The 22,773-nt window shown below is 67.5% G+C and carries 23 protein-coding genes and 1 tRNA gene; 18 read left to right on the top strand and 6 right to left on the bottom strand.

Going from position 1 to position 22,773, the window contains the following annotated elements; all coding sequences use genetic code 11:
• The first annotated feature begins 5 nt into the window (after nucleotides 1–5).
• The 8 genes from EB75_RS12360 to EB75_RS12325 all read left to right on the top strand — a co-directional run bounded on the left by EB75_RS12360 (nucleotide 6) and on the right by EB75_RS12325 (nucleotide 6,493).
• Nucleotides 6–611, top strand: coding sequence for a TetR/AcrR family transcriptional regulator (locus EB75_RS12360; RefSeq protein WP_073695676.1), 606 nt, complete (start codon nucleotides 6–8; stop codon nucleotides 609–611).
• Nucleotides 608–1,807 (top strand): cytochrome P450, encoded by a 1,200-nt coding sequence (locus EB75_RS12355; RefSeq protein ID WP_073695675.1) that lies wholly within the window; start codon nucleotides 608–610, stop codon nucleotides 1,805–1,807. The genes EB75_RS12360 and EB75_RS12355 overlap by 4 nt, the downstream gene beginning before the upstream one ends.
• Nucleotides 1,808–2,635: an SDR family oxidoreductase gene (locus EB75_RS12350; protein ID WP_073695674.1), complete on the top strand. Its 828-nt coding sequence runs from the start codon at nucleotides 1,808–1,810 to the stop codon at nucleotides 2,633–2,635.
• Nucleotides 2,632–3,984, top strand: a complete 1,353-nt coding sequence (gene cyp51 / locus EB75_RS12345) for a lanosterol 14-alpha demethylase (RefSeq protein ID WP_073695673.1) — start codon at nucleotides 2,632–2,634, stop codon at nucleotides 3,982–3,984. Before EB75_RS12350 ends, cyp51 begins: the two co-directional genes overlap by 4 nt.
• A 1-nt stretch (nucleotide 3,985) precedes the next feature.
• A complete protein-coding gene (fdx, locus tag EB75_RS12340) occupies nucleotides 3,986–4,192 on the top strand; it encodes a ferredoxin Fdx (protein ID WP_073695672.1) in 207 nt (68 codons plus the stop codon).
• Between the two features lie 17 nt (nucleotides 4,193–4,209).
• Nucleotides 4,210–4,773 carry a nuclear transport factor 2-like protein gene (locus EB75_RS12335; protein WP_073695671.1) on the top strand — a complete coding sequence of 188 codons (564 nt, stop codon included), beginning with the start codon at nucleotides 4,210–4,212 and terminating at the stop codon, nucleotides 4,771–4,773.
• 93 nt (nucleotides 4,774–4,866) lie between these two features.
• Nucleotides 4,867–5,997 (top strand): NDMA-dependent alcohol dehydrogenase, encoded by a 1,131-nt coding sequence (locus EB75_RS12330; protein ID WP_073695670.1) that lies wholly within the window; start codon nucleotides 4,867–4,869, stop codon nucleotides 5,995–5,997.
• A 73-nt stretch (nucleotides 5,998–6,070) separates the two neighbouring features.
• On the top strand, nucleotides 6,071–6,493 hold the full coding sequence (locus tag EB75_RS12325; RefSeq protein WP_286150166.1) for a nuclear transport factor 2 family protein: 423 nt from the start codon (nucleotides 6,071–6,073) through the stop codon (nucleotides 6,491–6,493).
• On the opposite strand, the gene EB75_RS12320 is transcribed toward EB75_RS12325, so the two are convergent.
• The 4 genes from EB75_RS12320 to EB75_RS12305 are packed head-to-tail and all read right to left on the bottom strand — an operon-like array spanning nucleotide 6,481 to nucleotide 11,853.
• Nucleotides 6,481–7,479: an NAD-dependent epimerase/dehydratase family protein gene (locus EB75_RS12320; RefSeq protein ID WP_073695700.1), complete on the bottom strand. Its 999-nt coding sequence runs from the start codon at nucleotides 7,477–7,479 to the stop codon at nucleotides 6,481–6,483. The genes EB75_RS12325 and EB75_RS12320 overlap by 13 nt on opposite strands.
• Nucleotides 7,479–8,444, bottom strand: a complete 966-nt coding sequence (locus tag EB75_RS12315) for an SDR family NAD(P)-dependent oxidoreductase (RefSeq protein ID WP_286150165.1) — start codon at nucleotides 8,442–8,444, stop codon at nucleotides 7,479–7,481. Before EB75_RS12315 ends, EB75_RS12320 begins: the two co-directional genes overlap by 1 nt.
• 8 nt (nucleotides 8,445–8,452) lie before the next feature.
• Complete coding sequence (locus tag EB75_RS12310; RefSeq protein ID WP_286150164.1) at nucleotides 8,453–10,690, bottom strand: MMPL family transporter; 2,238 nt, start codon at nucleotides 10,688–10,690, stop codon at nucleotides 8,453–8,455.
• Nucleotides 10,687–11,853, bottom strand: a complete 1,167-nt coding sequence (locus EB75_RS12305) for a thiolase family protein (protein WP_073695667.1) — start codon at nucleotides 11,851–11,853, stop codon at nucleotides 10,687–10,689. Before EB75_RS12305 ends, EB75_RS12310 begins: the two co-directional genes overlap by 4 nt.
• A 461-nt stretch (nucleotides 11,854–12,314) precedes the next feature.
• Here EB75_RS12305 and EB75_RS12300 point away from each other — a divergent pair, with 461 nt between their 5' ends.
• Genes EB75_RS12300 through EB75_RS12280 form a run of 5 tightly spaced genes read left to right on the top strand, consistent with a single transcriptional unit; the run spans nucleotide 12,315 to nucleotide 16,627 of the window.
• Complete coding sequence (locus tag EB75_RS12300; RefSeq protein ID WP_083612197.1) at nucleotides 12,315–12,938, top strand: PaaI family thioesterase; 624 nt, start codon at nucleotides 12,315–12,317, stop codon at nucleotides 12,936–12,938.
• The gene (locus EB75_RS12295) at nucleotides 12,939–13,862 is read left to right on the top strand and encodes an SDR family NAD(P)-dependent oxidoreductase (protein WP_083612195.1); all 924 of its coding nucleotides are present in this window, start codon (nucleotides 12,939–12,941) and stop codon (nucleotides 13,860–13,862) included.
• Between the two features lie 13 nt (nucleotides 13,863–13,875).
• Nucleotides 13,876–15,225 carry a cytochrome P450 gene (locus tag EB75_RS12290; protein ID WP_073695665.1) on the top strand — a complete coding sequence of 450 codons (1,350 nt, stop codon included), beginning with the start codon at nucleotides 13,876–13,878 and terminating at the stop codon, nucleotides 15,223–15,225.
• 10 nt (nucleotides 15,226–15,235) lie between these two features.
• The gene (locus EB75_RS12285) at nucleotides 15,236–16,213 is read left to right on the top strand and encodes an enoyl-CoA hydratase/isomerase family protein (RefSeq protein WP_073695664.1); all 978 of its coding nucleotides are present in this window, start codon (nucleotides 15,236–15,238) and stop codon (nucleotides 16,211–16,213) included.
• Nucleotides 16,214–16,222: 9 nt separating this feature from the next.
• Entirely contained in the window at nucleotides 16,223–16,627 is a 405-nt protein-coding gene (locus EB75_RS12280) for an HIT family protein (RefSeq protein ID WP_073695663.1), read from the top strand.
• Here the strand turns inward: EB75_RS12280 and EB75_RS12275 are convergent.
• Both EB75_RS12275 and EB75_RS12270 read right to left on the bottom strand, forming a co-directional pair.
• Nucleotides 16,574–18,097, bottom strand: coding sequence for a sensor histidine kinase (locus EB75_RS12275; RefSeq protein ID WP_073695662.1), 1,524 nt, complete (start codon nucleotides 18,095–18,097; stop codon nucleotides 16,574–16,576). The two genes, EB75_RS12280 and EB75_RS12275, sit on opposite strands and share 54 nt — an antisense overlap.
• Nucleotides 18,098–18,228: 131 nt before the next feature.
• Nucleotides 18,229–18,948, bottom strand: a complete 720-nt coding sequence (locus tag EB75_RS12270; RefSeq protein ID WP_073695661.1) for a response regulator transcription factor — start codon at nucleotides 18,946–18,948, stop codon at nucleotides 18,229–18,231.
• A 134-nt stretch (nucleotides 18,949–19,082) separates the two neighbouring features.
• Between EB75_RS12270 and EB75_RS12265 the strand changes: the two genes are divergently transcribed.
• From EB75_RS12265 to EB75_RS12245, 5 genes are all read left to right on the top strand, one after another.
• Nucleotides 19,083–20,378 carry a hypothetical protein gene (locus EB75_RS12265; RefSeq protein WP_073695660.1) on the top strand — a complete coding sequence of 432 codons (1,296 nt, stop codon included), beginning with the start codon at nucleotides 19,083–19,085 and terminating at the stop codon, nucleotides 20,376–20,378.
• A 34-nt stretch (nucleotides 20,379–20,412) separates the two neighbouring features.
• Nucleotides 20,413–20,487, top strand: a tRNA-Thr gene (locus EB75_RS12260).
• Nucleotides 20,488–20,531: 44 nt separating this feature from the next.
• Nucleotides 20,532–20,936 (top strand): HNH endonuclease, encoded by a 405-nt coding sequence (locus tag EB75_RS12255; RefSeq protein WP_073695659.1) that lies wholly within the window; start codon nucleotides 20,532–20,534, stop codon nucleotides 20,934–20,936.
• 30 nt (nucleotides 20,937–20,966) lie between these two features.
• Entirely contained in the window at nucleotides 20,967–22,358 is a 1,392-nt protein-coding gene (locus EB75_RS12250; RefSeq protein ID WP_073695658.1) for a threonine/serine exporter family protein, read from the top strand.
• Between the two features lie 11 nt (nucleotides 22,359–22,369).
• Entirely contained in the window at nucleotides 22,370–22,735 is a 366-nt protein-coding gene (locus EB75_RS12245) for a hypothetical protein (protein ID WP_073695657.1), read from the top strand.
• The last annotated feature ends 38 nt before the right edge of the window (nucleotides 22,736–22,773 follow it).

Here is a 22,773-nt window from a genome sequence, read left to right as displayed (position 1 = left end):
GACATGTGTCCAGCGATGCAGTGGCCGCCCTCACAAGCACCGGCCAAGAAGCGGACGATCAGCCGCGTAACCGCCGCCAGGAGGAAACCTTCCAGAAGGTTCTGGCTGCCGGTCGCGAGATGCTGCGGGAATCGTCCTACGCCGACCTGACGGTGCGGGCCGTCGCGGCGCGCGCCAAGGTCGCGCCGGCTACCGCCTACACCTACTTCTCGTCCAAGAACCACCTCATCGCCGAGGTGTATCTGGACATGGTTCGTCAGGTGCCCTACTTCACCGACGTGAACCAGCCGAGGGCCAGCCGCGTCGAGCAGGCACTACGCAGCCTCGCGCTGGTGGTCGCCGACGAACCCGGCGTGGCCGCGGCGTGCACGACAGCCCTGCTGTCCGGCGACGACGAGACGGTCCGCAAGGTACGCGACCGCATCGGTGGCGAAATCCACAAGCGCATCCGCTCGGCCGTCGGCCCCGACGCCGATCCGCGCCTGCTGTCGGCCCTGGAGATGACGTACTTCGGTGCGCTCGTCAACGCCGGCAGCGGCGTCTACACCTATCACCAGATCGCCGACCGGCTGTCCTATGTCGTCGGACTCATCGTGGGAGACAACGCGTGACCGCCAATGTGGAGCTGCTGATCGATCCATACAGCTACGACTTCCACGAGGACCCGTACCCGTACTACCGGCGGCTGCGGGACGAGGCGCCGATCTACCGGAACGACAAGCTCAACTTCTGGGCGCTGTCCCGCCACGAGGATGTGCTGCGCGGTTTCCGGAACAGCACCGCGCTGTCCAACAAGCACGGCGTCTCGCTGGACCCGATTTCGCGCAACGACGAAGCCCACCGGGTGATGTCCTTCCTGGCCCTTGACGATCCGGCGCACCTGAGGCTGCGCACGCTGGTCTCCAAGGGCTTCACGCCGCGGCGCATCCGTGAGCTGGAAGGCCGGGTCACCGAGATCGCCGTCCAGCATCTCGATGAGGCGCTGCAACACAACACCTTCGACTACGTCGACGATTTCGCGGGCAAGCTGCCCATGGACGTCATCAGCGAGCTGATGGGCGTCCCACAAGAAGACCGCGTGCGCATCCGCGCGCTGGCCGACGGTGTGATGCACCGCGAGGACGGGACGGCCGACATCCCGGCGTCCGCCATGGCCGCATCGGGTGAATTGCTGATGTACTACGCCGACATGGTGAAGCAGCGCCGCAAGAGTCTGTCCGACGACCTCACCTCGGCACTGGTGGAGGCCGAGATCGACGGCGACAAGCTGACCGACGACGAGATCATGGCGTTCCTGTTCCTGATGGTCATCGCCGGTAACGAGACGACCACGAAACTGCTTGCCAATGCGGCCTATTGGGGATACCAGAACCCCGACCAGCTGGCGCCGGTCTTCGACGACCACGAACTGATCTCGCCGTGGATCGAGGAGACCCTGCGCTACGACACCTCCAGCCAGCTCCTGGCCCGGGCCGTCGTCGAGGACCTCGAGTTCTACGGCACCACCGTCCCCGCCGGTGACGTACTGATTCTGCTGGCCGGCTCGGCCAACCGTGACGAGCGGGTGTTCGAGGCGCCCGACGAGTACCGCATCGGCCGCGACATCGGTTCGAAGCTCGTGAGTTTCGGCAGCGGCGCGCACTTCTGCCTGGGCGCTCACCTGGCCCGGATGGAAGCCCGGGTCGCCCTGACCGAACTGTTCAAACGTATCCGCGGCTACGAGGTCGACGAGGACAACTGCGTCCGCGTCCACTCGAGTTCAGTACGAGGTTTCGCCCACCTCCCGATCACAGTGAAGGCACGCTAAATGGCCCGTTTTGAACCGCACCCCACCCGCCGGCCGGCCATCGTGGCCGGTGCCTCGTCGGGCATCGGCGCCGCGACGGCGACCGCACTCGCCGCGCGGGGCTTCCCGGTCGCGCTCGGCGCCCGCCGGGTGGAGAAGTGTCAGGAACTCGTCGACCAGATCAAAGCCGAAGGCGGAGAAGCGATTGCGCTGCCGCTCGACGTCACCGACACCGCATCGGTCGAGAACTTCGTCGCCAAGGCGACGGCGGCACTCGGCGACATCGAGGTCCTGGTCACGGGCGCCGGTGACACCAACTTCGGCCGGCTGCACGAGATGAGCACCGATGAGTTCGCCGAGCAGCTGCAGATTCACCTGGTCGGTGCCAACCGGATGGCGCGCGCCGTCCTCGACGGCATGGTCGAACGCCGGCGCGGCGACCTGATCTTCGTCGGCTCCGATGTGGCGCTGCGCCAGCGTCCGCACATGGGCGCCTACGGCGCCGCGAAGGCCGGGCTGGTCGCCATGGTCACCAACCTCCAGATGGAGCTGGAAGGCACCGGTGTCCGCGCGTCGGTGGTGCACCCCGGCCCGACCATGACGTCCATGGGCTGGAGCCTGCCGGCCGAGAAAATCGGGCCGGCCCTTGAGGATTGGGCCAAGTGGGGTCAGGCCCGGCACAGCTACTTCCTGCGTGCGGCCGACCTGGCCCGCGCCATCACGTTCGTCGCCGAGACCCCGCGCGGCGGGTTCATCGCCAACATGGAGCTGCAGCCCGAAGCGCCGCTGGCCGAAGCCAAGGAACGCCAGTCGCTCGCGTTGGGCGAGGAAGGAATGCCCAATCAATGACCATCACCAAAGAGGTTCAACGGGTTTCGGGTGGTGCCGAGGAGCATGGCCACCTGGAGGAGTTCCGCACCGACCCGATCGGGCTGATGCAGCGCGTCCGCGACGAGTGCGGTGACGTCGGCTGGTTCCAGCTGGCCGACAAGCAGGTGGTGCTGCTGACGGGCGCCGAGGCCAACGAGTTCTTCTTCCGCTCCAGCGACAGTGAGCTCAACCAGGCCGAGGCCTACCCGTTCATGACGCCGATCTTCGGTGAGGGCGTGGTGTTCGACGCCGACCCCGAACGCCGCGCCGAGATGCTGCACAACACCGCGCTGCGCGGCGAGCAGATGAAGGGCCATGCCGCGACCATCGAGCGCGAGGTCCGGCGGATGACCGAAAACTGGGGCGAATCCGGTGAAATCGATCTGCTGGAGTTCTTCTCCGAGCTCACCATCTACACCTCCACGGCCTGCCTGATCGGCCCGAAGTTCCGCAATCAGCTCGACTCGCGGTTCGCGAACTACTACCACCTGCTCGAGCGCGGCACCGACCCGCTCTGCTACGTCGACCCGTACCTGCCCATCGAGAGCTTCCGCATCCGCGACGAGGCCCGGGCCAACCTGGTGGAGCTGGTACAGGAGGTCATGAACGGCCGAATTGCCAACCCGCCCACCGACAAGAGCGATCGGGACCTGCTCGACGTCCTGGTGTCCATAAAGGACGAAGAGGGCAATCACCGCTTCAGCGCCAACGAGGTCACCGGCATGTTCATCTCACTGATGTTCGCCGGGCACCACACCAGCTCGGGCACGTCGTCGTGGACGCTCATCGAACTACTGCGTCACCCCGACTTCTACGCCACGGTCCAGCAGGAGCTCGACGACCTCTACAGCGACGGCCAGGAGGTGAGTTTCCATGCGCTGCGCCAGATTCCGAACCTGGACAACGCCCTCAAGGAGACCCTGCGCCTGCACCCGCCGCTGATCATCCTGATGCGCGTCGCGCAGGACGAGTTCGAAGTCGGCGGTCACCCGATCCACAAAGGCCAGATGGTGGCCACCTCGCCGGCGATCTCCAACCGGATTCCCGAGGACTTCCCCGACCCCGACGCCTTCAACCCCAACCGGTACGAGAAGCCGCGCCAGGAAGACCTGCTGAACCGGTGGACCTGGATCCCGTTCGGCGCCGGCAAGCACCGCTGCGTGGGCGCCGCCTTCGCGCAGATGCAGATCAAGGCCATCTTCTCGGTGCTGTTGCGCGAGTACGAGTTCGAGATGGCCCAGCCCCCGGAGAGCTACCAGAACGACCACTCCAAGATGGTCGTCCAACTGGCCCGGCCTGCCACCGTCCGCTACCGGAAGCGCGCCTGAAATGGGCAGCTATCGCGTTGAGGTCGACCGCGACCTGTGCCAGGGCCACGCCATGTGTTCCCTCGAGGCGCCGGACTACTTCAACGTCCCCAAACGCGGCACCGTCGAGATCCTCGACGAGACCCCGCCCGACGACGCGCGCGACGAGATTGAACGCGCCGTCGCCGAGTGCCCGACCCAAGCCCTGTTCATTCGCGAAACCAGCTGACAACAAAGGACAAGACAATGACGTCATTCCCCCGCGAACAACTCGAAGAATGGGTGCAGCGGTGGCTGCAGGTCAACCGTGACGCCGAGGCCGCCGGCGACTGGAAGCCCATGGCCGACTTCTACACCGACGACGCCACGTACGGCTGGAACATCGGGCCCAAGGAAGACGTGATGTGCCTCGGCAAGGCCGAAATCCGCGACATCGCTTTGGGTTTGGAGATGGAAGGCCTCGAAGGCTGGAAGTACCCGTACCAGCGCGTGGTGATCGACGACAAGCAGGGCGAGGTGGTCGGCTTCTGGAAGCAGATCGTGACGGATCCCGACGACGCCTCGGCCCCCGAGCGCGAGATCTATGGCATCGGTGGCAGCTGGTTCCGCCTGGAGAACGTCGACGGCGAACCGAAGATCGCCTGGCAACGCGACTTCTTCGACTTCGGCCACGTGCAGAAGCTCTACCTGGACCTGATGACAGCCGGAAAGCTTTCCAAGGGCATGCAGCAGCGCATCCAGCGCAGCCTGGCCGGCGAGCAACTGCCCGGCTATTACCCCCTCGGCGAGGCTCCGGTCCCGATCTGGTGAACCGGCCAAGCAGTTGGTTGGGGGGTGGGGTGTGACGAACGTAACTATTCCCTCTACGCTAACTGAAACAGGTTCTAGTGGAAGGCACATGCGGTGAAGACAAAAGGTGCTCTCATCTGGGAGTTCAACAAGCCGTGGACGATCGAGGAGATCGAGATCGGTGACCCCGTCAAGGACGAGGTCAAGATCCAGATGGAAGCCTCGGGCATGTGCCACTCGGACCACCACCTGGTCACCGGCGACATCCCGATGGCCGGCTTCCCCGTCCTCGGCGGCCATGAGGGCGCGGGCATCGTGGTCGAGGTCGGCCCCGGCGTCGACCACATCGCCGTCGGCGACCACGTCGTGCTGTCGTTCATCCCCTCGTGTGGTGAATGCCCGTCGTGTCAGGCCGGCATGCGCAACCTGTGCGATCTCGGCATGTACCTGCTGACCGGCACCGCAGTCTCCGACGGCACCCACCGCGTCCACGCCGCCGACGGGACGCCGGTCCTCCCCATGACCCTGCTGGGCACCTTCAGCCCCTACATGGTTGTGCACAAGAGCTCGGTCGTGAAGATCGACCCCACCATCCCGTTCGAGGTCGCCTGCCTGGTCGGTTGCGGCGTCACCACCGGCTACGGCTCGGCCGTCCGCAGCGGCGACGTCCGCCCCGGCGACGACGTCTGCATCGTCGGTGTCGGCGGTGTCGGTACCGGCGCCCTCCAGGGAGCACTGAACGCCGGCGCACGCAACGTCTTCGTCGTGGATCCCGTTGAATTCAAACGGGACAACGCCCTGAAGTTCGGCGCCACCCATGCCTACCCGGACATCTTCAGCGCCATGGCGGGCGTCGCCGAGGTCACCGAGGGCCGTATGGCCAACAAGACCATCGTCACCGTCGGTGAGTTGCACGGCGAGGACATCGACAACTACCTCAACATCACCAGCAAGGGCGGCACATGTGTGGTGACCGCGGTGGCGAACATGGCGAACCTGGACGTCAAGCTCAACCTGTCGATGCTGACGCTGATGCAGAAGCGCCTGCAGGGCACCATCTTCGGCGGCGGCAACCCGCACCACGACATCCCGTCGCTGCTGGCCATGTACAAGGCCGGCCGCCTCAACCTCGACGACATGGTCACCCGGCAGTACAAGCTGGAGCAGATCAACGAGGGCTACGCCGACATGCTGGAGGGCCGCAACATCCGCGGTGTCATCCGGTACACCGACGCCGACCGCTGAGCGAGACGCGCTGATCCGAAACGGCATTCCAGCTGCTGGAATGCCGTTTCGGCATGAAATGGAAGGAAAACCCTTGTCCCAGAACCCCGTTGTCACCGCGTCGCAGTCGTCGTGGCGGTGCGTGCAGAGCCATGACCGCGAGGGCTGGCTGGCCCTGATGGCGGACGACATCGTCGTCGAGGACCCGATCGGCGAGGCCGTCACCAACCCCGACGGCACCGGAGTGAAGGGCAAGGAGGCGCTCGCCGCCTTCTACGACACCAACATCGGGCCGAACCAGCTGACGGTCACCTGCGAGGAGATGTTCCCGTCCAGCTCGCCCGACGAGATCGCCTACATCCTGGTGCTGCGCACCGAATTCCCGAACGGCTTCGTGGCCAGCGTCCGCGGCGTCTTCACCTACAAGGTCAACGCCGAGGGTCTCATCACCAACCTGCGCGGGTACTGGAACCTCGAGGCCATGAAGTTCGAGCAGCCCGCCGATCAGGCCAACTGATTGTCGGCGTAGAACCGGGCCGCGCGGCGAATCGCATCCACCGTCGGTTCCGGTTCCCAGCCCAGCTCCCGCCGCGCCTTGCTGTTATCGGCCGGTGACGTCATGTGCAGCAGCCGCGTGATGGTGACCAGCGGCGGAATCTTGCCCGGGCGTACCGCACGCAGCGGCTCCGTGGCGTAGGCACCGGCGTACATCGCGGCCTTGGGGACCCCGAATCGTGGTGGCCGGACGCCGGTTTCGTCGGCCGCCGTCTCCAGGATGGTGCGCAGCGGCAGGTAGCTCTCCGAGATGATGTACCGCTCCCCCACGCGGCCGTGCTCGGCGGCCAGGAGCAGCGCCCGGGCGGCGTCCTCGATACCGACCACTTCCGCCGCCGCATCAGCGGCGTAGAACCGCATCCGGCCGGCCGCCGTGCGCGCCACGATCTCGCCGTGCGGCGTCGGCTGCCAGTCCCGCGGGCCGTAGGTGTTCGACACGCACATCGCGACCGCGGGCAGCCCCCGCCGCGCCACGGCGTCCAGCACGAGTTGCTCTGCAGCACACCGTGATCGGACGTAGTCGCCACCCTTGTCGGCCCAGTTGAAGGGCGTGTCCTCGGTGACGACCGACCCGTCATCGCTGACCGCGATGGTGCAGATGGTGCTGACGAACACGAACTTGTCGAGGTCGGCGTCGACCGCGACGTCCAGCACCCGCCGCAGGCCATCGACATTGGTGCGGAACAACGGCACCGGGTCCGGCAGCATGGCCCGGGCGTCCACGACACAGTAGAAGACGACGTCGCGATCAGCCATCGCGGCCCGCACCGCGTCGTCGTCGAAAATGTCTCCGTAGCAACGCTCGACGGGCAGGTCGTCGATGCCCTTGGTCGAGCTCGTCTCCCGCAGCAGGACCCGGACGTCGTCGCCGCGTTCGACGAGCTGACGCGTGACGTGCGAGCCGAGGAAGCCACTGGCCCCCATGACCAGTGACTTGCGGGGTGCCATCAGGCGCGCGGCCCGACCGGCCGGCCGAGCAGGCGGTCCGGTTGCGTCCACCACGGCGCGGCGTCGGACTCACCGATGCCGGTGATGTCGTTGGCCTCGACGAAGTACTCGTGCACCCGTGCCGGGTCGACATCCGGTGCCCGCTTGCCCCACTTGACCGACAGGAAACCACTGTCCCCCATCGACTTCTGGTGCAGCACATAGGGAGACATCGACCGCGCGCCGCGGCCGACGGTGACGCCGCCGAACGTCCAGGCGATATACGGCAGCACCCGGCGCCAGTAGACCTGGCTGAACGTGCCGCGTTCGCGGAGGATGTTCGTGCCCGGCATGACGCCCGGGTCGAAGTACGCCGCGGACATGCCTTCGGGCACCAGCCACCCCGTCGCGCGCGACAGGTAGAACAGGCCGAGCTTGGTGCGCGCGTACGCCTGGACGCCGTCGTCGCTGGGCAGGCACTGCTCGGCGAGCGGCGTCCACTCCGCGGTCTTCACGCGTGCGAGGCGCTGGAACAGGGTCTGGCGGATGGTCGGCGACCCGACGATCATGACGCGGGCATCAGCGGCCAGCTGCGGACTGATCCGCGCCAGCAGTGCGTGCGGGGCGAAAAGGTTGGTGGCGACGGTCAATTCGATGCCGTCCGGGCTCAGTTCTCTGGCATCGTTGCGCAGCACCGCGGCGTTGAGCACGACGGTGCTGAGCGGCGGGATGATGCCGTCCGTGACGAGGCGCGTGATCTCGTCGGCGGCGCGGCGCACGCTGTCCTGCGAACCCTGATCGCACACCACGATGGTGGTGTTGGCGTCGGTCGCCTTGTCACCCAGGAGAGCCCTGAGTTCCTCGCCGCGCTTGGCGTTGCGCACCGGGAAAACACAGTGCCAGCCCGGTGTTCCCACGACCCGTTGCGCCAGCCCGAGACCCAGCCCGGACGTGGCACCGGTCAACAGCAGACTGCGTGTGGCCATCTGATTCATTACCCGACTTCCGCTGGAACTGACGAATTGATAACCGGTGCACCCTCATTCAGGCCGATGCGGGCATGCAGCCGGGCCAGCGGGGCGGGCGCCCACCAGTTGGCCTTGCCGAGGAGCACCATGACGGCCGGGAGCAGGATGGTCCGGATCACGATGGCGTCCACCAGGATCGCGACCGCCAGACCGAACCCGAAGATGCGCAGGAACGACACCTGCGAAGCGATCAGACCGGCGAACGTGATGGCCATGACGAGCGCGGCCGCGGTGACGATGCGGCCGGTGCCGGCAAGACCGAGAGCCACCGACTCGCGACCGGCCGCGTCAGATTTGTCTGAGGCAAGCCAGAATTCGCGGATGCGGGCGATGATGAACACCTCGTAGTCCATCGACAGCCCGAACGCGACGCAGAACATCAACACCGGCATGGTCGATACCAGCGTGCCCACCACGGTGGTCCCCAGCCCGCCGAGGTGGCCCTCCTGGAAGATCCACACCAGCGCCCCGAACGTCGCGGTCAGCGACAAGGCGTTGAGCACCAACGCTTTCAGCGGGATGATCACGCTGCCGCTCAGCAGGAACAACAGGACGAACATCACCACGGCGATCAACCCGAGCATGGTCGGCACCCGGGTGGCGATGGCCTCGACACCGTCGCGGTTGGACTGCGCGGCCCCCGTGAACAGCGGCGTCATCCCGGCCGGCGGCGGCACGGCGTGCAGCCTGTCCAGCGCTTCGTCGGACGCCGCGCTGAACGGTAGCGTCGTCGTGGTGACGGTCAGGAAGCTGGCGTCTTTACCGGTGCCGGCCTCGTGCCCGGCGGGACCGATCGCACGGCCACCCGCGTAGGTGGCACCCGGCCCGGCTGCAGCCACCACGGTCGGCACCTTGGACAGCTCGGCGGCGTAGGCGTCGATGGCGGCGTTGTCACGCGACCCGTTGCCATGCAGCAGCACGATGTGCACCGGCAGCCCGGCGTCCTGCGTGAAGTCGCTGCGCATGTGGTCGCCCACCTGCCTGGCCGACGAGGTGGTCGGCAGGATGCGGTCGTCGGGGAAGCCGAACTTGATGTTGAGGAACGGCAGCCCGACGATGACGAGCGGAATCAGGGTGACGGCTGCCGCGATGCGCGGCCGGCGCATCACGGCGTGCGTCCAGGTGTACCAACGTGATTCGGTGAGTGGGCCGCGCTGGCCCGGTTTGCCGATCCGCTTACCGGCGACCCGGATGGCAGCCGGCGTGATGACAAGGGCCGCGAGCGCGGCCATCGCCACCACCGACACCGCGCCGTACGCGAACGACCGCAGGAAGTACATCGGGAACACCGCCATGGTGGCCAGGCACAGCGCGACCGTCGCCGCCGAGAACACCACCGTGCGGCCCGCGGTGCGCATGGTGCGCCGCAAGGCCTCGTCGGGATGGGAGCCGACACCGATCTCCTCGCGGTACCGGCTCACCAGCAGCAGCGAGTAGTCGATGGCCAGAGCCAGGCCCAGCGCCACGGCGAGGTTCAGTGCGAACACCGAGACGTCGACGAACTCGGCCAGAACCCGCAGGATCGCAACCGAACCCGAGATCGCGAAGGCCCCGACCGCCAGCGGCACCAGGGCCGCCACTACGCCACCGAAGACCCACACCAGGACCAGGAACGTCAGCGGCAACACGATGGCCTCGCTGAGGGTCAGGTCGTGCCGGCTCTGCTCGTTGACCGCGGAGTACACGGCTCCCGGGCCGCCCGCGGAGATGGTGAGGCCTGGATCGCGTTGCCCGACATAGCGTTCCACCAGCTTGGTCGAGGATGCGATGCCCGTGGTCTCGTTGCCGTCCATGAAGGCGATGACCAGGGCAGAGCGCCCGTCCTTGCTCACCAGGCCGGCCGCGACCGGATCGGGCGCCTCGAACGGCGACAGCACCCGCGCGACGTGTTCGGTGCCGCGCAGCTCGGTGACCAACCGGTCGACCTGAGCCCGCACCGGGGCCGACGTGACCGGGGCCCCCTTCTCACCGGCCTGCACCAACAGATTCAGGTTCACGAAGCCACGGTGGAACTCTTCCGTGAGCACCTTGTTGGCGCGGTTCGACTGGGCATCGGGGTCGGTGAAGCCACCGGCGCCGAGCATGTCCGCGACGGGCGCGGACAGGATGCCGAAGACCGACATCAGCATGACGGTGGCGACGAGAATCCGTTTGGGCGCGGCGATTACGACGCGCGAGATCAGATCGAGCATCGCCCGGGTCACGCAGCCTTCGGGAAGACGTTGAGCACGACGGCGGCACCCAGGCCGCCCGCGCTGACGATCGCGCCGGCACCGATACCACCGCCGCGGCGCTGCAGTTCATTGATCAACGTGCCGGCCACGCGGGTGCCGGACGCGCCGTACGGGTGACCGAGCGCCAGGCCGCCGCCGTGCACGTTGAGCCGGTCGCGGCTGATGTTCAGCGAGCGCTCGTAGGCGATGCCGATCGAGGCGTAGGAGTCGTGGACGTCGTAGAGATCGACGGCCTCGGTGCTGATGCCGGCGCCGTCGAGAGCGCGCCGGGTGGCGGTGATGGCCGCGTCGGTGGCGCGCTCGGGCTCCGAGCCGACGACCGACCAGCCGACGATCTCCGCCAACGGGGCCAGGCCGTGCAATGCCGCGAAGTCCGGGTCGCAGATCATCATGGCGGCGGCACCGTCGGTCAGGCCCGTCTGGTTGCCCGGCGTCACCGTGCAGTCCTCACCGAGGAACGACGTCAGCGCCGACAGGTTCGTCATGTTGAATTCGCGGCACGGTAGTTCGTCGGCGAAAACCTCTACGCCATCGACTTTTACGGCGACCTTCTCGACATCCAGGATGCCGCCGTCGATGGCATCCGAGGCCAGGGTGTGCGCCCGGGCCGACCATTCGTCGACCTCTTCGCGGGTCAGTCCGAACTGCCGCGCGGTGCCTTCGCCGAGGGTGCGGGCCAGGTCGAGCGCCGGCATCTCACCGATGCCGGGATGCATCGGGGCGATCTTGGTGTCGGTGATACCGGTGGCCGCAAAATGCGGACCGGCCAGCGGTGACGCCGAGGGCGTATTCAGGCCGCCGGCGATGACGCACTTGCCCATGCCGGCCTTGATGGTCGCCACCGCCTGGTGCATCGCCATCATTCCCGACGCGCACCACCCTCCGACCGCCACCGCGGGAGTGTCCAGCGGCAGCCCCATGTCGAGGGCCGAGTACCGCGCGATGCAGCCGCCGCCCTGCAGGACCTCACCCATCACGATGTTGTCGATCAACTCAGCGTCAACACCGGCGCGCTCGATCACCTCGCGGATGACGGTGCTCGCGAGATCGAACTCGGAAACGTTGGCCAGTCCGCCTACCAGCGAACGCGTGAACGGGGTTCGCGCATACGCGACGACTACGGGATTGGTCAAGGTTCTTGCCCTCCTCGGCAACGACGTCCACTTGCGGCGCCGCGCAATCCGCGGACTGCTCAGAACTGTCGAGTGCGCGCGGACATGACGGCATGGCTGTTCTTCGTTGTGCTGATATCAGCAACTAACGGCAATAGTTTGTAGCACGTATTTCGAGTGCGGTCTATATTCCATCGGCGTAAATATCCACGTCAAGAGCGTTAATTATGAATTTAGCGAACTAGTTAGAACTTGTTTCAATTATTGGCCCGGAAGATGCATTGTGTAACCCCGGTCACAGCCGGAACGGCGTTGCCGCACAAGCGATGACGCAGATTCGGACGCCGTCGCACAGCGACCCGATTCGACGCACGGACCACGCCGCGACGTCACCCCAACCACAGAGCATGGCAAACGTTCAGCCACCAATACAGCAAACACAGGACTCGACAGCATCCGGTAGAACATGTTCTAGTAGCGAAATGCTCGACTTCACCACCGACACCCTCAGCCCCGAGGAAGCAGAACGCCTCCGCGCCGTGTTCGAGCCCCTCACCCAATCGGTCCGCGACCTGATGGAGGCGACCGCCCGCAGCGACGCCGACGCCGACGTCATCGCGGCCGCGCAAGCCGAAATCGAGTCCGCCACCGCACGTTTGCGCTCCAAGCAGCTGGAGAAGACGTGGGGCCTGCGCTTCACCACCGAAGGCGAATGGCTGCCCTGGACCAATGCCGTTGTGGGACTGCGCAACCCGGTCGCCCCGCCGCTGACCGTCGTCCTCGAGGCGACCGACTACGTGTGGTCCGAGTTCTCCCTCGGCGCGGCCTACGAGGGCCCGCCCAACCACGCGCACGGCGGCGTCTGCGCCATGATCCTCGACCACGTGCTGGGTGAGGTCGCGTCCAACGACGGCACCACCCGGTTCACCGGCACCATCAACGTCAAGTACGTGCGCCCCACCCCGCTGGGCAAGCTGCGGGCCGAGGCCCGCATCGTGCGCACCGAGGGCTTCAAGGCGTACGGCGTCGCCCACATCGCCGACGACCAGGGCGTCACCATCGAAGCCGAGGGCGTCTTCATCCAGCCCAAGTGGGCCCGCGGCTAGATGGCGCGGTCCATCGACGCCGGCGCCGCGAAAGACTGGCTCGCCGCCCACATTCCCGACCAGACCGGCCGGACGGTCCTGATCACCGGAGCCAATGGCGGTCTCGGTGCCGCCACCGCACGGCATCTGGCGGGCGCCGGAGCGCAGGTCGTCCTGGCCTGCCGCCGTCCCGCACAGGCCGAAGCACTCGCCGCCGAAATCGGGCCTGCCGCACAGACTCTGAATCTCGACCTGGCCAGTCTCGACTCCATCAAGTCCGCGGCGGCATCGTGCGGGCCCGTCGACACCGTCATCGCGCTGGCCGGGGTGTGCCACGTGCCGTACGGCCTGACCGCCGACGGTTTCGAATTGCACACCGGCATCAACCATCTCGGACATTTCGCGTTGGTGGGCCAGCTCCTGGACCGTGTCAGCGACCGCGTCGTGGTGGTCACCAGCCGCGCGCACGAGTTCGTCGGCCGGCCCGGCTTCGGCAAGCTCGCGCCCGCCGATCCCGGGTGGCGCACCCGGAAGTACTCCGCGTTCGACGGGTACTGCCAAGCCAAACTCGCCAACCTGTTGTTCGCGAACGAGCTGCAGCGCCGACTCACCGCCGCCGGCAGCACACTGAAATCGGTATCCGCACAACCGGGTTGGGCCGACACCGACGCGGGCATGCACTCGGGCCGCAAGTGGGGCGACGTCTCGTGGCGCGCCTCGTGCCGGACCATCGGCCAGCCGGCCGACGTCGCGGCCCTGTCGATCACCTACGCCGCCGCGGCGGACGAGGTGGCCGGCGGCGGCTACTACGGGCCCGACCGGTTCTTCGGGATGCGCGGGCTGCCGGCCCCGGCCAAGGCCGGTCGCGCCGCCACCGACCAGACGCTGATGACCGCGAATTGGGTTGCCGCCGAACACCACACCGGTGTCCGGTACGACATCTGACCAGGAGACGACAGTGTCAACCGCCACAACTGACCTGCCACTGGCCCCCGACACCCCGCTGAGCCTGCGCGAGCGCATCGCAGCAATCCAGGTGGCGCACAGCGGTTGTGAGACATTCAGGGATGCCGGTGGCCCGGTCACCACGGTGCGCATCGCGCCGAAGTGGATGATGCCGCCCATCGTCGTCGTCACCTCACCCCAGGGTGCGCGCGACGTCCTGACCGCCACGTTCCCCGCCGTCGACCGCGACTTCCCGTTCATGACCGAACAGCAGAAGCTCAACGGCGGCTCGCTGCTGAACTTCAGCCACAAGGAGTGGGTCGGGCGGCGCCGCATGCTGCAGCCGGTGTTCACCACCGCGCGCATCGCCGAACTCAACGAGCAGATGTACGACATCGCCACCGACGCCGCGACCTCATGGCGCGACGGCACCGAGATCGACCTCGACCAGGAGAGCCGCCGGATCACCATGCGGGTTCTCGGCCGCACCATCATGGGATTCGAACCCGGTTCCTACACAGACGAATTGGTGGAGCCGCTGCGCCGGATCAGCAAGTACATCGCCGACCGCGGCCGCGCTCCGGTGAAGCCGCCCAGCTGGCTGCCGACCAAGGAGCGCCGCTTCGCGGTCAGGTTCAACAAGGTGGCGCACGACCTGGCCGCACAGATCCTGCACGACTGCCGTGCTGATCCGCAGCTGAGCGCTCCGCTGGTCCGCGCCATGATGGAGGCCCGCGACCCGGAGACCGGGGAGCCGCTGACCGACGAGGACATCTGCCACGAGCTCGTCATCTTCCTGGCCTCGGGGCTGGAAACCACCGCCACGACGCTGGCCTACGCACTGTGGGAACTGGGCCGCCATCCCGAGATCTACGACCGGGTCGCGGCCGAGGTGTCCGCGGTCGACGAGGCCGCCCTGCGCACCAACCCGCGCAGCCACCTGCCGTACACCGTCAGCGTCATCCAGGAGGCCCTGCGCCTGGGCGGCCCGACACCCGCCGTGATGCGCATTGCCCGGCAGGACATGGCGATCGACGGCTTCCGCGTCGAGGCGGGCAGCATGCTCATGGTCGGCGTCTACGCCATGCACCGGGATCCGCAATTGTGGGACCGCCCACTGGAATTCGATCCGGACCGGTTCAGCGCGGGCCGCTCGCGGATGCAATGGCAGTTCCTGCCGTTCGGCGGTGGACCGCGCTCCTGCATCGGCGAGTTCTTCGCCCTGACCGCCGCGACCCTGGAGCTGGCCTCGATCGTCCGGCACTGCCGCCTGACGTCGCGCGAATCGACGTTCCCCATCACCGCCCCGCTGACCATCGTTCCCGATGGGCCCATCCCGGCCCTGGTCCAGACGACTTCCTAGGAAGGCCACCGTGCCCCGACGTTCCCCGGTACGCACCGTCGATCTGCACCTGGAAACCCTGACGCTGCACCAGGACGGCCGTGTCCTCACCGCGCGGTTCGACGACCCGCCCAACCAGTTCCTGTCACTGCGCCTGGTCAAGGACATGGACAAGCTGACGCGCGCCGCCGATCGGGACCCGTCGGTCGGCGCCGTCGTCCTGACGGGCACCGGTGACAAGTTCATCTCGCACTCCGAACCCGAACAGGTGCAGCTGTTCTTCCAGATGGAGACGCCGCCGCTGCCGTCGCGCGCGGTGGCCTGGTCCATCAAGCTCAACAACGCCGCCATGCGCGTCCCCGCCCTGTTGAAGGCCACCGAAATCCGCGGCGGCGACTGGGGCACCGGTATCGCCTACAGCGCCATCCTCAAGCGCACCATCACCCGGATGAACCGGTCTGGCGTCGTGTACCTCGCCGCCATCAACGGCACGACCCTCGGCGGCGGCTTCGAGCTCGCACTCTTCTGCGACCTGCGCATCGCGGCCGACGCCGACCACGTCCGCATCGGCCTGATCGAGATTCTCGCCGGCCTGGTGCCGGGAGGCGGTGGGAGTCAACGACTTCCGGCCATGCTCGGCATGGCCGCCGCACTCGAGCACATGCTGGAAGGCCGCCCGCTGACGGCGCGCGAAGCCCTCGACGCGGGCGTCGTGCACCGGCTCGCCCCCGCCGAGGGATTGCTCGACGACGTACGCGCCACCGCAGAAAGACTGTCCCGCCGCTCCCCCTACGCCATCGCGGCCGTCAAGCGCGCCGTCTACTTCGGCGGCAACAAGTCGCTGTCGCGCGCCCTCGACTTCGAGCTCGCCGGTTTCATCGGGACGGGCCGGAATCCGCGAAAGCACTTGACGGCGGACGCTTTTCAGCAGGACTACGAGACCATCGGCGACAGCCCCTTCGCAACGCACATCGATCCCTGGCTATCCGGCACCCGCGTCGAGCAATAGGCTGGGCCCATGCCGACCGTCTTCAGCATGATCATCAACCGCGACCTGCCGGGCCGATTCGTCTACGAGGACGACGACGTCGTCGCGTTCCTGACCATCGAGCCCATGACCCAGGGCCACACCCTGGTCGTGCCCCGGGCCGAGGTGGACAACTGGCAGGACCTGGATCCCGAGCTGTTCAACAAGGTCATGGCGGTGTCGCAGAAGATCGGCCGCGCGGTGTGTCAGGCCTTCGATACCGAGCGGGCCGGCGTGATCATCGCCGGGCTCGAGGTGCCGCACCTGCACGTGCACGTGTTCCCGGCCCGCAACCTGTCCGACTTCGGGTTCGCCAACGTCGACCGCAACCCGTCCCCCGAGTCACTCGATGAGGCTCAGGCCAAGATCATCGCTGCCCTCGGCACCGCCGGCTGAGTCGGCAAAATCGGCTGAGCCGGCCGCGCCGCCGACCCGTGGCAGGCGCACGGTGAATCGGCAGCCCTGCCCCGGCGCGGTGGTGACGGTGACGACGCCGCCGTGCGCCCGCACCAGCGAGTCGACGATCGACAGCCCCAGCCCGGTGCCGCCGCTGGTCCGGGTGCGCGACGAGTCGGTGCGATAGAAGCGCTCGAAGATGCGGTGCGCGTCCTCGGCCGACAAACCCGGCCCCTGGTCACACACCTCGAGTACCGCGTCGCCGTCGACCGTGCCGACGCGAACGGTGATGCCGCCGGACTCCGGGGTGTGCTGCACGGCGTTCATCATCAGGTTGCCCAGCACCTGGCGCAGCCGGGCCTCGTCACCCAGCACCTCCGGCGTGCCCGGCCCGTCCAGCAACTCGAGCTTCACCGTCCGCTGCGGCGCGATGGACCGCGCGTCGTGCACGGCGTCGGCCGCCAGGATCAGCAGGTCGACGGGGCGCTGCTCGAGTGGCCGCTGTTGGTCCAGCCGGGCCAGCAGCAGCAGGTCCTCGACCAGCAGGCCCATGCGCCTGGCCTCGCTCTCGATGCGGCTCATCAGCATCTCGACGTCGTTGGCGGCGCCCTGCCGGTACAGCTCGGCGAAACCCCGGATGGTGGTGAGCGGCGTCCGCAGCTCGTGGCTGGCGTCGGTGATGAAGCGGCGCATCCGGTCCTCGGAGGTACGCGCCGTCTCCGCCGACTGCTCCGACGAGGCGACCGCGTTCTGAATCTGCGCGAGCATTCCGTTGAGCGCCAACGACAATCGGCCGACCTCGGTGCGTGAGTCCCGCTCGGGAACACGGCGGTCGAGCTGACCCGAAGCGATGTCCGCGGCGGTACGTTCCACCTCGTCCAGCGGCCGCAGGCTGCGGTGCACAGCGACGTAGCCGGCGATGCCCAGGATCAACAGCACCGCGGCGCCGATGCCGACCTGCGACCACGCCAGCGCGCGCACCGTCGACGCGACGTCGGACAGGTCGATAGCGACCGTCGTCAATTCACCGGCCGGGCCGCGGACCGTCATGGCCCGCCACTTCACATCGGAATGGTGGATCGAGCCGACGGTCGTCGGCACCGGGCCGACGTCATTGCTCTCCGGCAGGGCGGGCTGCGCGTCGTTGTCGTTGACGGCGATCCACACCCTGCCGTCGGGGTCGATGCCGCGGACGTAGAAGTTGGACGGTGGCCGCGCGGGGTTCGGGCCTTCTATCGGGGTGGCCGGCATCCGCCGCGGTTCCTGCGCCCAGCTGCGCGAGGCGTCCAGCAGCGTCTCGTCGACGCGGTTGATCAGGCTGTGCTGCATGATCGACGTGACGGCGACGCCAGAGGCCAGCAGACCGCAGGCCGCCAGCAGTACCGTCGCGGCGACCAGGCCCACCCGCAGCGGAATGCCGCGGGTACCGCGCCATCTCCCGTCACTGCGCTCGCCCAGTCGGCGTGTCATCACTCCATTGTTGGCGATGCCCGCCCAAAAATGTCTCAGCGCCGTCTGTTCTTCGCGCGAGCGTTCATCGGCGCACTCTGTTCTTCGCGCGAGCGCTCATCGGCGCACTCTGTTCTTCGCGCGAGCGCTCATCACCGCGGCTCGCGCAGGACGTAACCCACGCCCCGCAGGGTGTGCAGCAGGCGCTTCTCGCCGGTGTCGATCTTGCGCCGCAGGTACGACACATAGGACTCGACGACGTTCACGTCACCGCCGAAGTCGTAGCGCCACACGTGGTCGAGGATCTTCGGCTTCGACAGCACGGTGCCCGCGTTGATGATGAAGTAGCGCAGCAGCGTGAACTCGGTGGGCGACAGCGAAACCGGTTCGCCGGCCTTCCACACCTCGTGGGTGTCCTCGTCGAGTTCGATGTCGGCGAACGTCAGCCGGGCACTGCGCGGCTCTTCGACACCACGGCCGGTGCGGCGCAGGATCACCCGCAGCCGCGCCACGACCTCTTCCAGGCTGAACGGCTTGGTGACGTAGTCGTCGCCGCCAAGCGTCAGGCCGGCCACCTTGTCCTGCAGGCTGTCGCGGGCGGTGAGGAACAGGGCCGGCGCGTCGATGCCGTCGGCGCGCATCCGGCGCAGCACGCCGAAGCCGTCCATGCCGGGCATCATCACGTCGAGGATCACCGCGTCGGGTTTGATCTCGCGGGCCTTGTCCAGCGCGGCGGGGCCGTTGGACGCGGAGTGCACTTCGAAGCCCTGGAACTTCAGGCTCACCGAGAGCAGCTCGACGATATTGGCCTCGTCATCGACGACGAGAATCCGTGCTTCGGGCGTCGCCTCAGGTAGTGCAGCCATAGCCATGCAGCCATGGTCCTCGCACCCCTTAAATCCTCCCTGCCCACTGGCTGTGAACATACTGTGAGTCGTGGTGCTGTTTGCCAGGCCTGTCGCACCATCAGCAACATCAGATGTGATCGGCGCCATACACTTGGCCGATGGATTTGGGTAAAACCCTGTCAGACTTGGCCTCGACGCCACTCAAGATCGCCAGCGCCGGTCTCGAAATTGCCGGCGGCGCGCTGTCGACAGTGCAACACGCGCTCGGCGACACCACCGCAGGCTCGCCCGTCATGTCCATGCTCGGCCTCGATGACACGCTGAGCCGGGCCGGCCGCCTCACCCGACTGGTCGACGACGACGCTCCGCTGGGCCGCGCGCTCGCACCGGGCGGCGTGCTCGACCGGTTGCTCCGCCCGGGTGGTCTGGTCGACCAGATCAGCCAGGACGGCGGCATCCTCGACCGCCTGACCGCCGAGGGCGGCGCCGTGACACGGGCACTGGCACCCGGAGGCGTCATCGACCAGTTGACCCTCGACGGCGGCCTGCTGGACCAGTTGACATCCGACGACGGTGCGCTGTCCCGAGTCCTCGCCCCAGGCGGTTTCGCTGAGCAGGTGCTCGCGCCCGAAGGCGTCGTGGACCGGGTACTCAGCGAAGACGGCATCGCCGCCCGCCTGATCGCCAAAGACGGACCGGCCGACCGCGTTCTCGCCGACGGCGGCGTCGTCGACCGACTGCTCAGCACGGGCGGCATCCTCGACCGCCTGCTCGAACCGGGCGGCCCCGCCGACCGTGTCCTCGCCGACGGCGGTGTCGTCGACCGCGTGCTGTCCACTGACGGCATCCTCGACCGGGTGCTCGCCCCGGGCGGCGTGGCCGACCGTGGACTCGCCGAAGGCGGCGTCGTGGATCAGATGCTCGCCGACGGCGGCATCGTCGACCGGGTCCTGCGCCCGGAGGGGATTGCTGATCGGTTGGTCGGACAGGGCGGTATCGCCGACCGACTGCTGGCCGACAACGGCGTGGTCGACCGGGTCCTGCGACCGGAAGGCATCGCCGATCGCCTGCTCGGGGACGGCGGGCCGGTCGACAAGATGCTCGCCGACGGTGGCCTGGTGGACCGCGTGCTCAGCGAGGGCGGTATCGCCGAACGACTGCTCGACGAGGGCGGCGCCATCGATGTCCTCACCGGACCCGACGGTGCCCTGATGAAGTTGAACGACGTCGTCGACAACCTCAACCAGCTGGCGCCCGTGCTCGCCGGGCTCGCCCCGACCGTCGACAAGCTGTACGACGCGGTGCTCGTCCTCAACGACGCGGTGAATCCGCTGAGCAACATCGCCGGCCGCATCCCGCTGAGCCGCCAGCGCGGCAAGCGGGCTGCGGCCCGAGCCGCCCAGAGAGCCGTCGACGCGAACGGCCAAGAGCAACCGGGACCGAGCACAGGTTAGGATTCGATGCGGTTCGAGCCTTCTCGAACCGCATGCCTCCTTAGCTCAGTGGTAGAGCAACATACTTGTAATATGTAGGTCATCGGTTCAATCCCGATAGGGGGCTCCATCACGACGCGACCACTTGTCGGTGGCTCGTCGTAACGTCTGCTCATGAGGTCATGCCGTGGTTGTGGCACTCCGCTCATGAGGCGCAGTCAGAAGATCTACTGCGGCAACGCCTGCCAGGCATCGGCTCGCCGCGACGCCAGCACGAAACGGTGGCTCGAAACAGGTATCGGGCGAATCGATAGCCACCAAGGTCACTACATTCGGGAATATCTTCTCGATGCTCAATCTGATTGCTGTGCAATCTGCACCGGCAGAACAACCTGGCAAGACCTGCCGCTGGCGTTGGTACTGGATCACATCGACGGCGACCCGACGAACAACCGTCGGGAGAACCTGCGGCTGGTCTGCCCCAACTGTGACTCACAGCTGCCGACGTATAAGAGCCGCAACCGCGGCAACGGCCGCCACTTCCGTCGCGAGCGGTACGCCAACGGGCAGTCGTACTAGGGCCGCCGAGCTGGGACCTACGATTCTGGTGTGACAGTGCGTGATCGCGTCGCCGCCGCCCGCCGACGACTTCTCGGTGACCGGCCGTCCACCGCCGATACCGCAGGCCTGCCCGTCATCACGCCACAACAGGCCATCGACCTGAGCGACGAACGCGCCGTCACAGAGGTCGTCGAGTTGGCGATGAACGTCGGTGAGGTGCTGCTCGATTCCGGTACCGGCGCCATCGACACCAGCAAGCAGATCGCGTTCGTCGCCGCCACTTATGGCCTACCCGACTGCGCCGTCGACGTCACCTACAACGCCATCCACGTGTCGGCGCGCCGCGGTCCGGGCCTGCCGCCCACCAACTACATGCGCACGGTGAAATACCGCTCGTTGGACTACACGCGCCTCGAACAGGTGGACGCGCTGCTTCGGGGGATCGCCCGCGGACACCTCGGCCTCAGGCCCGCGCGGGCGGCCCTGGACCGCATCGTCGCTGCCGACCATCCCTATTCACGCAAGGTCGCGTTGTCCGGCTGGGCCCTCATGGCCGCGGCGGTGACGCTCATGCTCGGCGGCAGCCCGACGCTCGCCATCGTCTCGTTCTTCACCACCGCCGCGATCTACGGCACCAACGTCGCACTCGGCAAGCTCGGCCTGCCGTATTTCTTCCAGCAGGTCATGGGCGGTTTCATGGCGACGGTGCCGGCCGCGTTCATCTACAAGCTGGCCATGGAACACAGTGCCGTCGTCGCGCCGTACCGCATGATCGTGTCCGGCATCATCGTGCTCATGGCCGGCCTGTCCCTGGTCGGTTCTGTGCAGGACGCCATCACCGGGGCGCCCGTCACCGCGGCGGGCCGCTTCATCGAGGTGATGGTCTTCACCGCGGGTCTGGTCGGCGGCGTCGGCATCGCGCTGCGGCTCACCGCCGCGCTCGGCGCGAGCCTGCCGCCCATGCAACAGGAGGTGTTCCCCTACGCGCCCCTGCCGATCATGGTGCTCACCGGTGGCCTCGCATCCGCGGCGTTCGCGCTCGCCAGCTATGCCTCGCTCAAGGCGCTGGCGACATCGTTCGCAGCAGGAGCGGTGGGAGCCGGTCTGGTCGGGTCCATCCTGAACGCGGGCCTGGGCCCGATCGTCGCCTCCGCGGTCGCCGCCACGGTCGTCGGCCTCGCCGGTGGCCTTTTGGCCCGGCGCGCGGTGGTCCCGCCGATCATCGTCGCCGTCGCCGGTATCACCCCGCTGGTGCCGGGCCTCGCGGTCTACCGCGGACTGGCCGAGATCATGGCCGGCCAGACCCTGGCGGCCATCGACAACCTGTTCACCGCGCTCGTCGTCGGCTGCACGCTGGCGGCCGGGGTGACTCTCGGTGAATGGGTGGCGCGCACGCTGCGACGCCCGCGCCTTCCCCGCCGATTGCGGGTGCGCGCGTAGCGTAGGGCGCCATGTCCGATACCGGAATCTGGATCGCATGGGGTCTGCCCACTCAGGGACGTGAACTCCAAGCCCTCGCCGCTCTGCGCAACGCTCGCGGCTATCTGCAGGAGCTCGTCGACGACGGCGGAATCGAAGGTTTCGACGTCACGGTCCTGCGCCCGCAGACCACCGAGTTGGGCGGCTTCATCCACATCAAGGGAACGCGCCAGCAGATCGACAATCTGCGCCACAACGGGGATTTCGAGCGCTGGGCCACAGGCATCCAGCTGATCGCCGACCGCGTGGCTTTCGTCGACAGTTGGGTCGACGACGGCATCGACCACGCCATCGAATTGTACGAGGACGCACTGCGCGAGGCCGGCCTGCTCGGCTGAGATATCGAGACGGACACAACCCCGCGTAAACCCTCCCG

Source organism: Mycobacterium sp. ST-F2 (genome assembly GCF_001905655.1).
GTDB lineage: Bacteria > Actinomycetota > Actinomycetes > Mycobacteriales > Mycobacteriaceae > Mycobacterium.
This window is presented reverse-complemented; position numbering and strand designations above follow the sequence as displayed.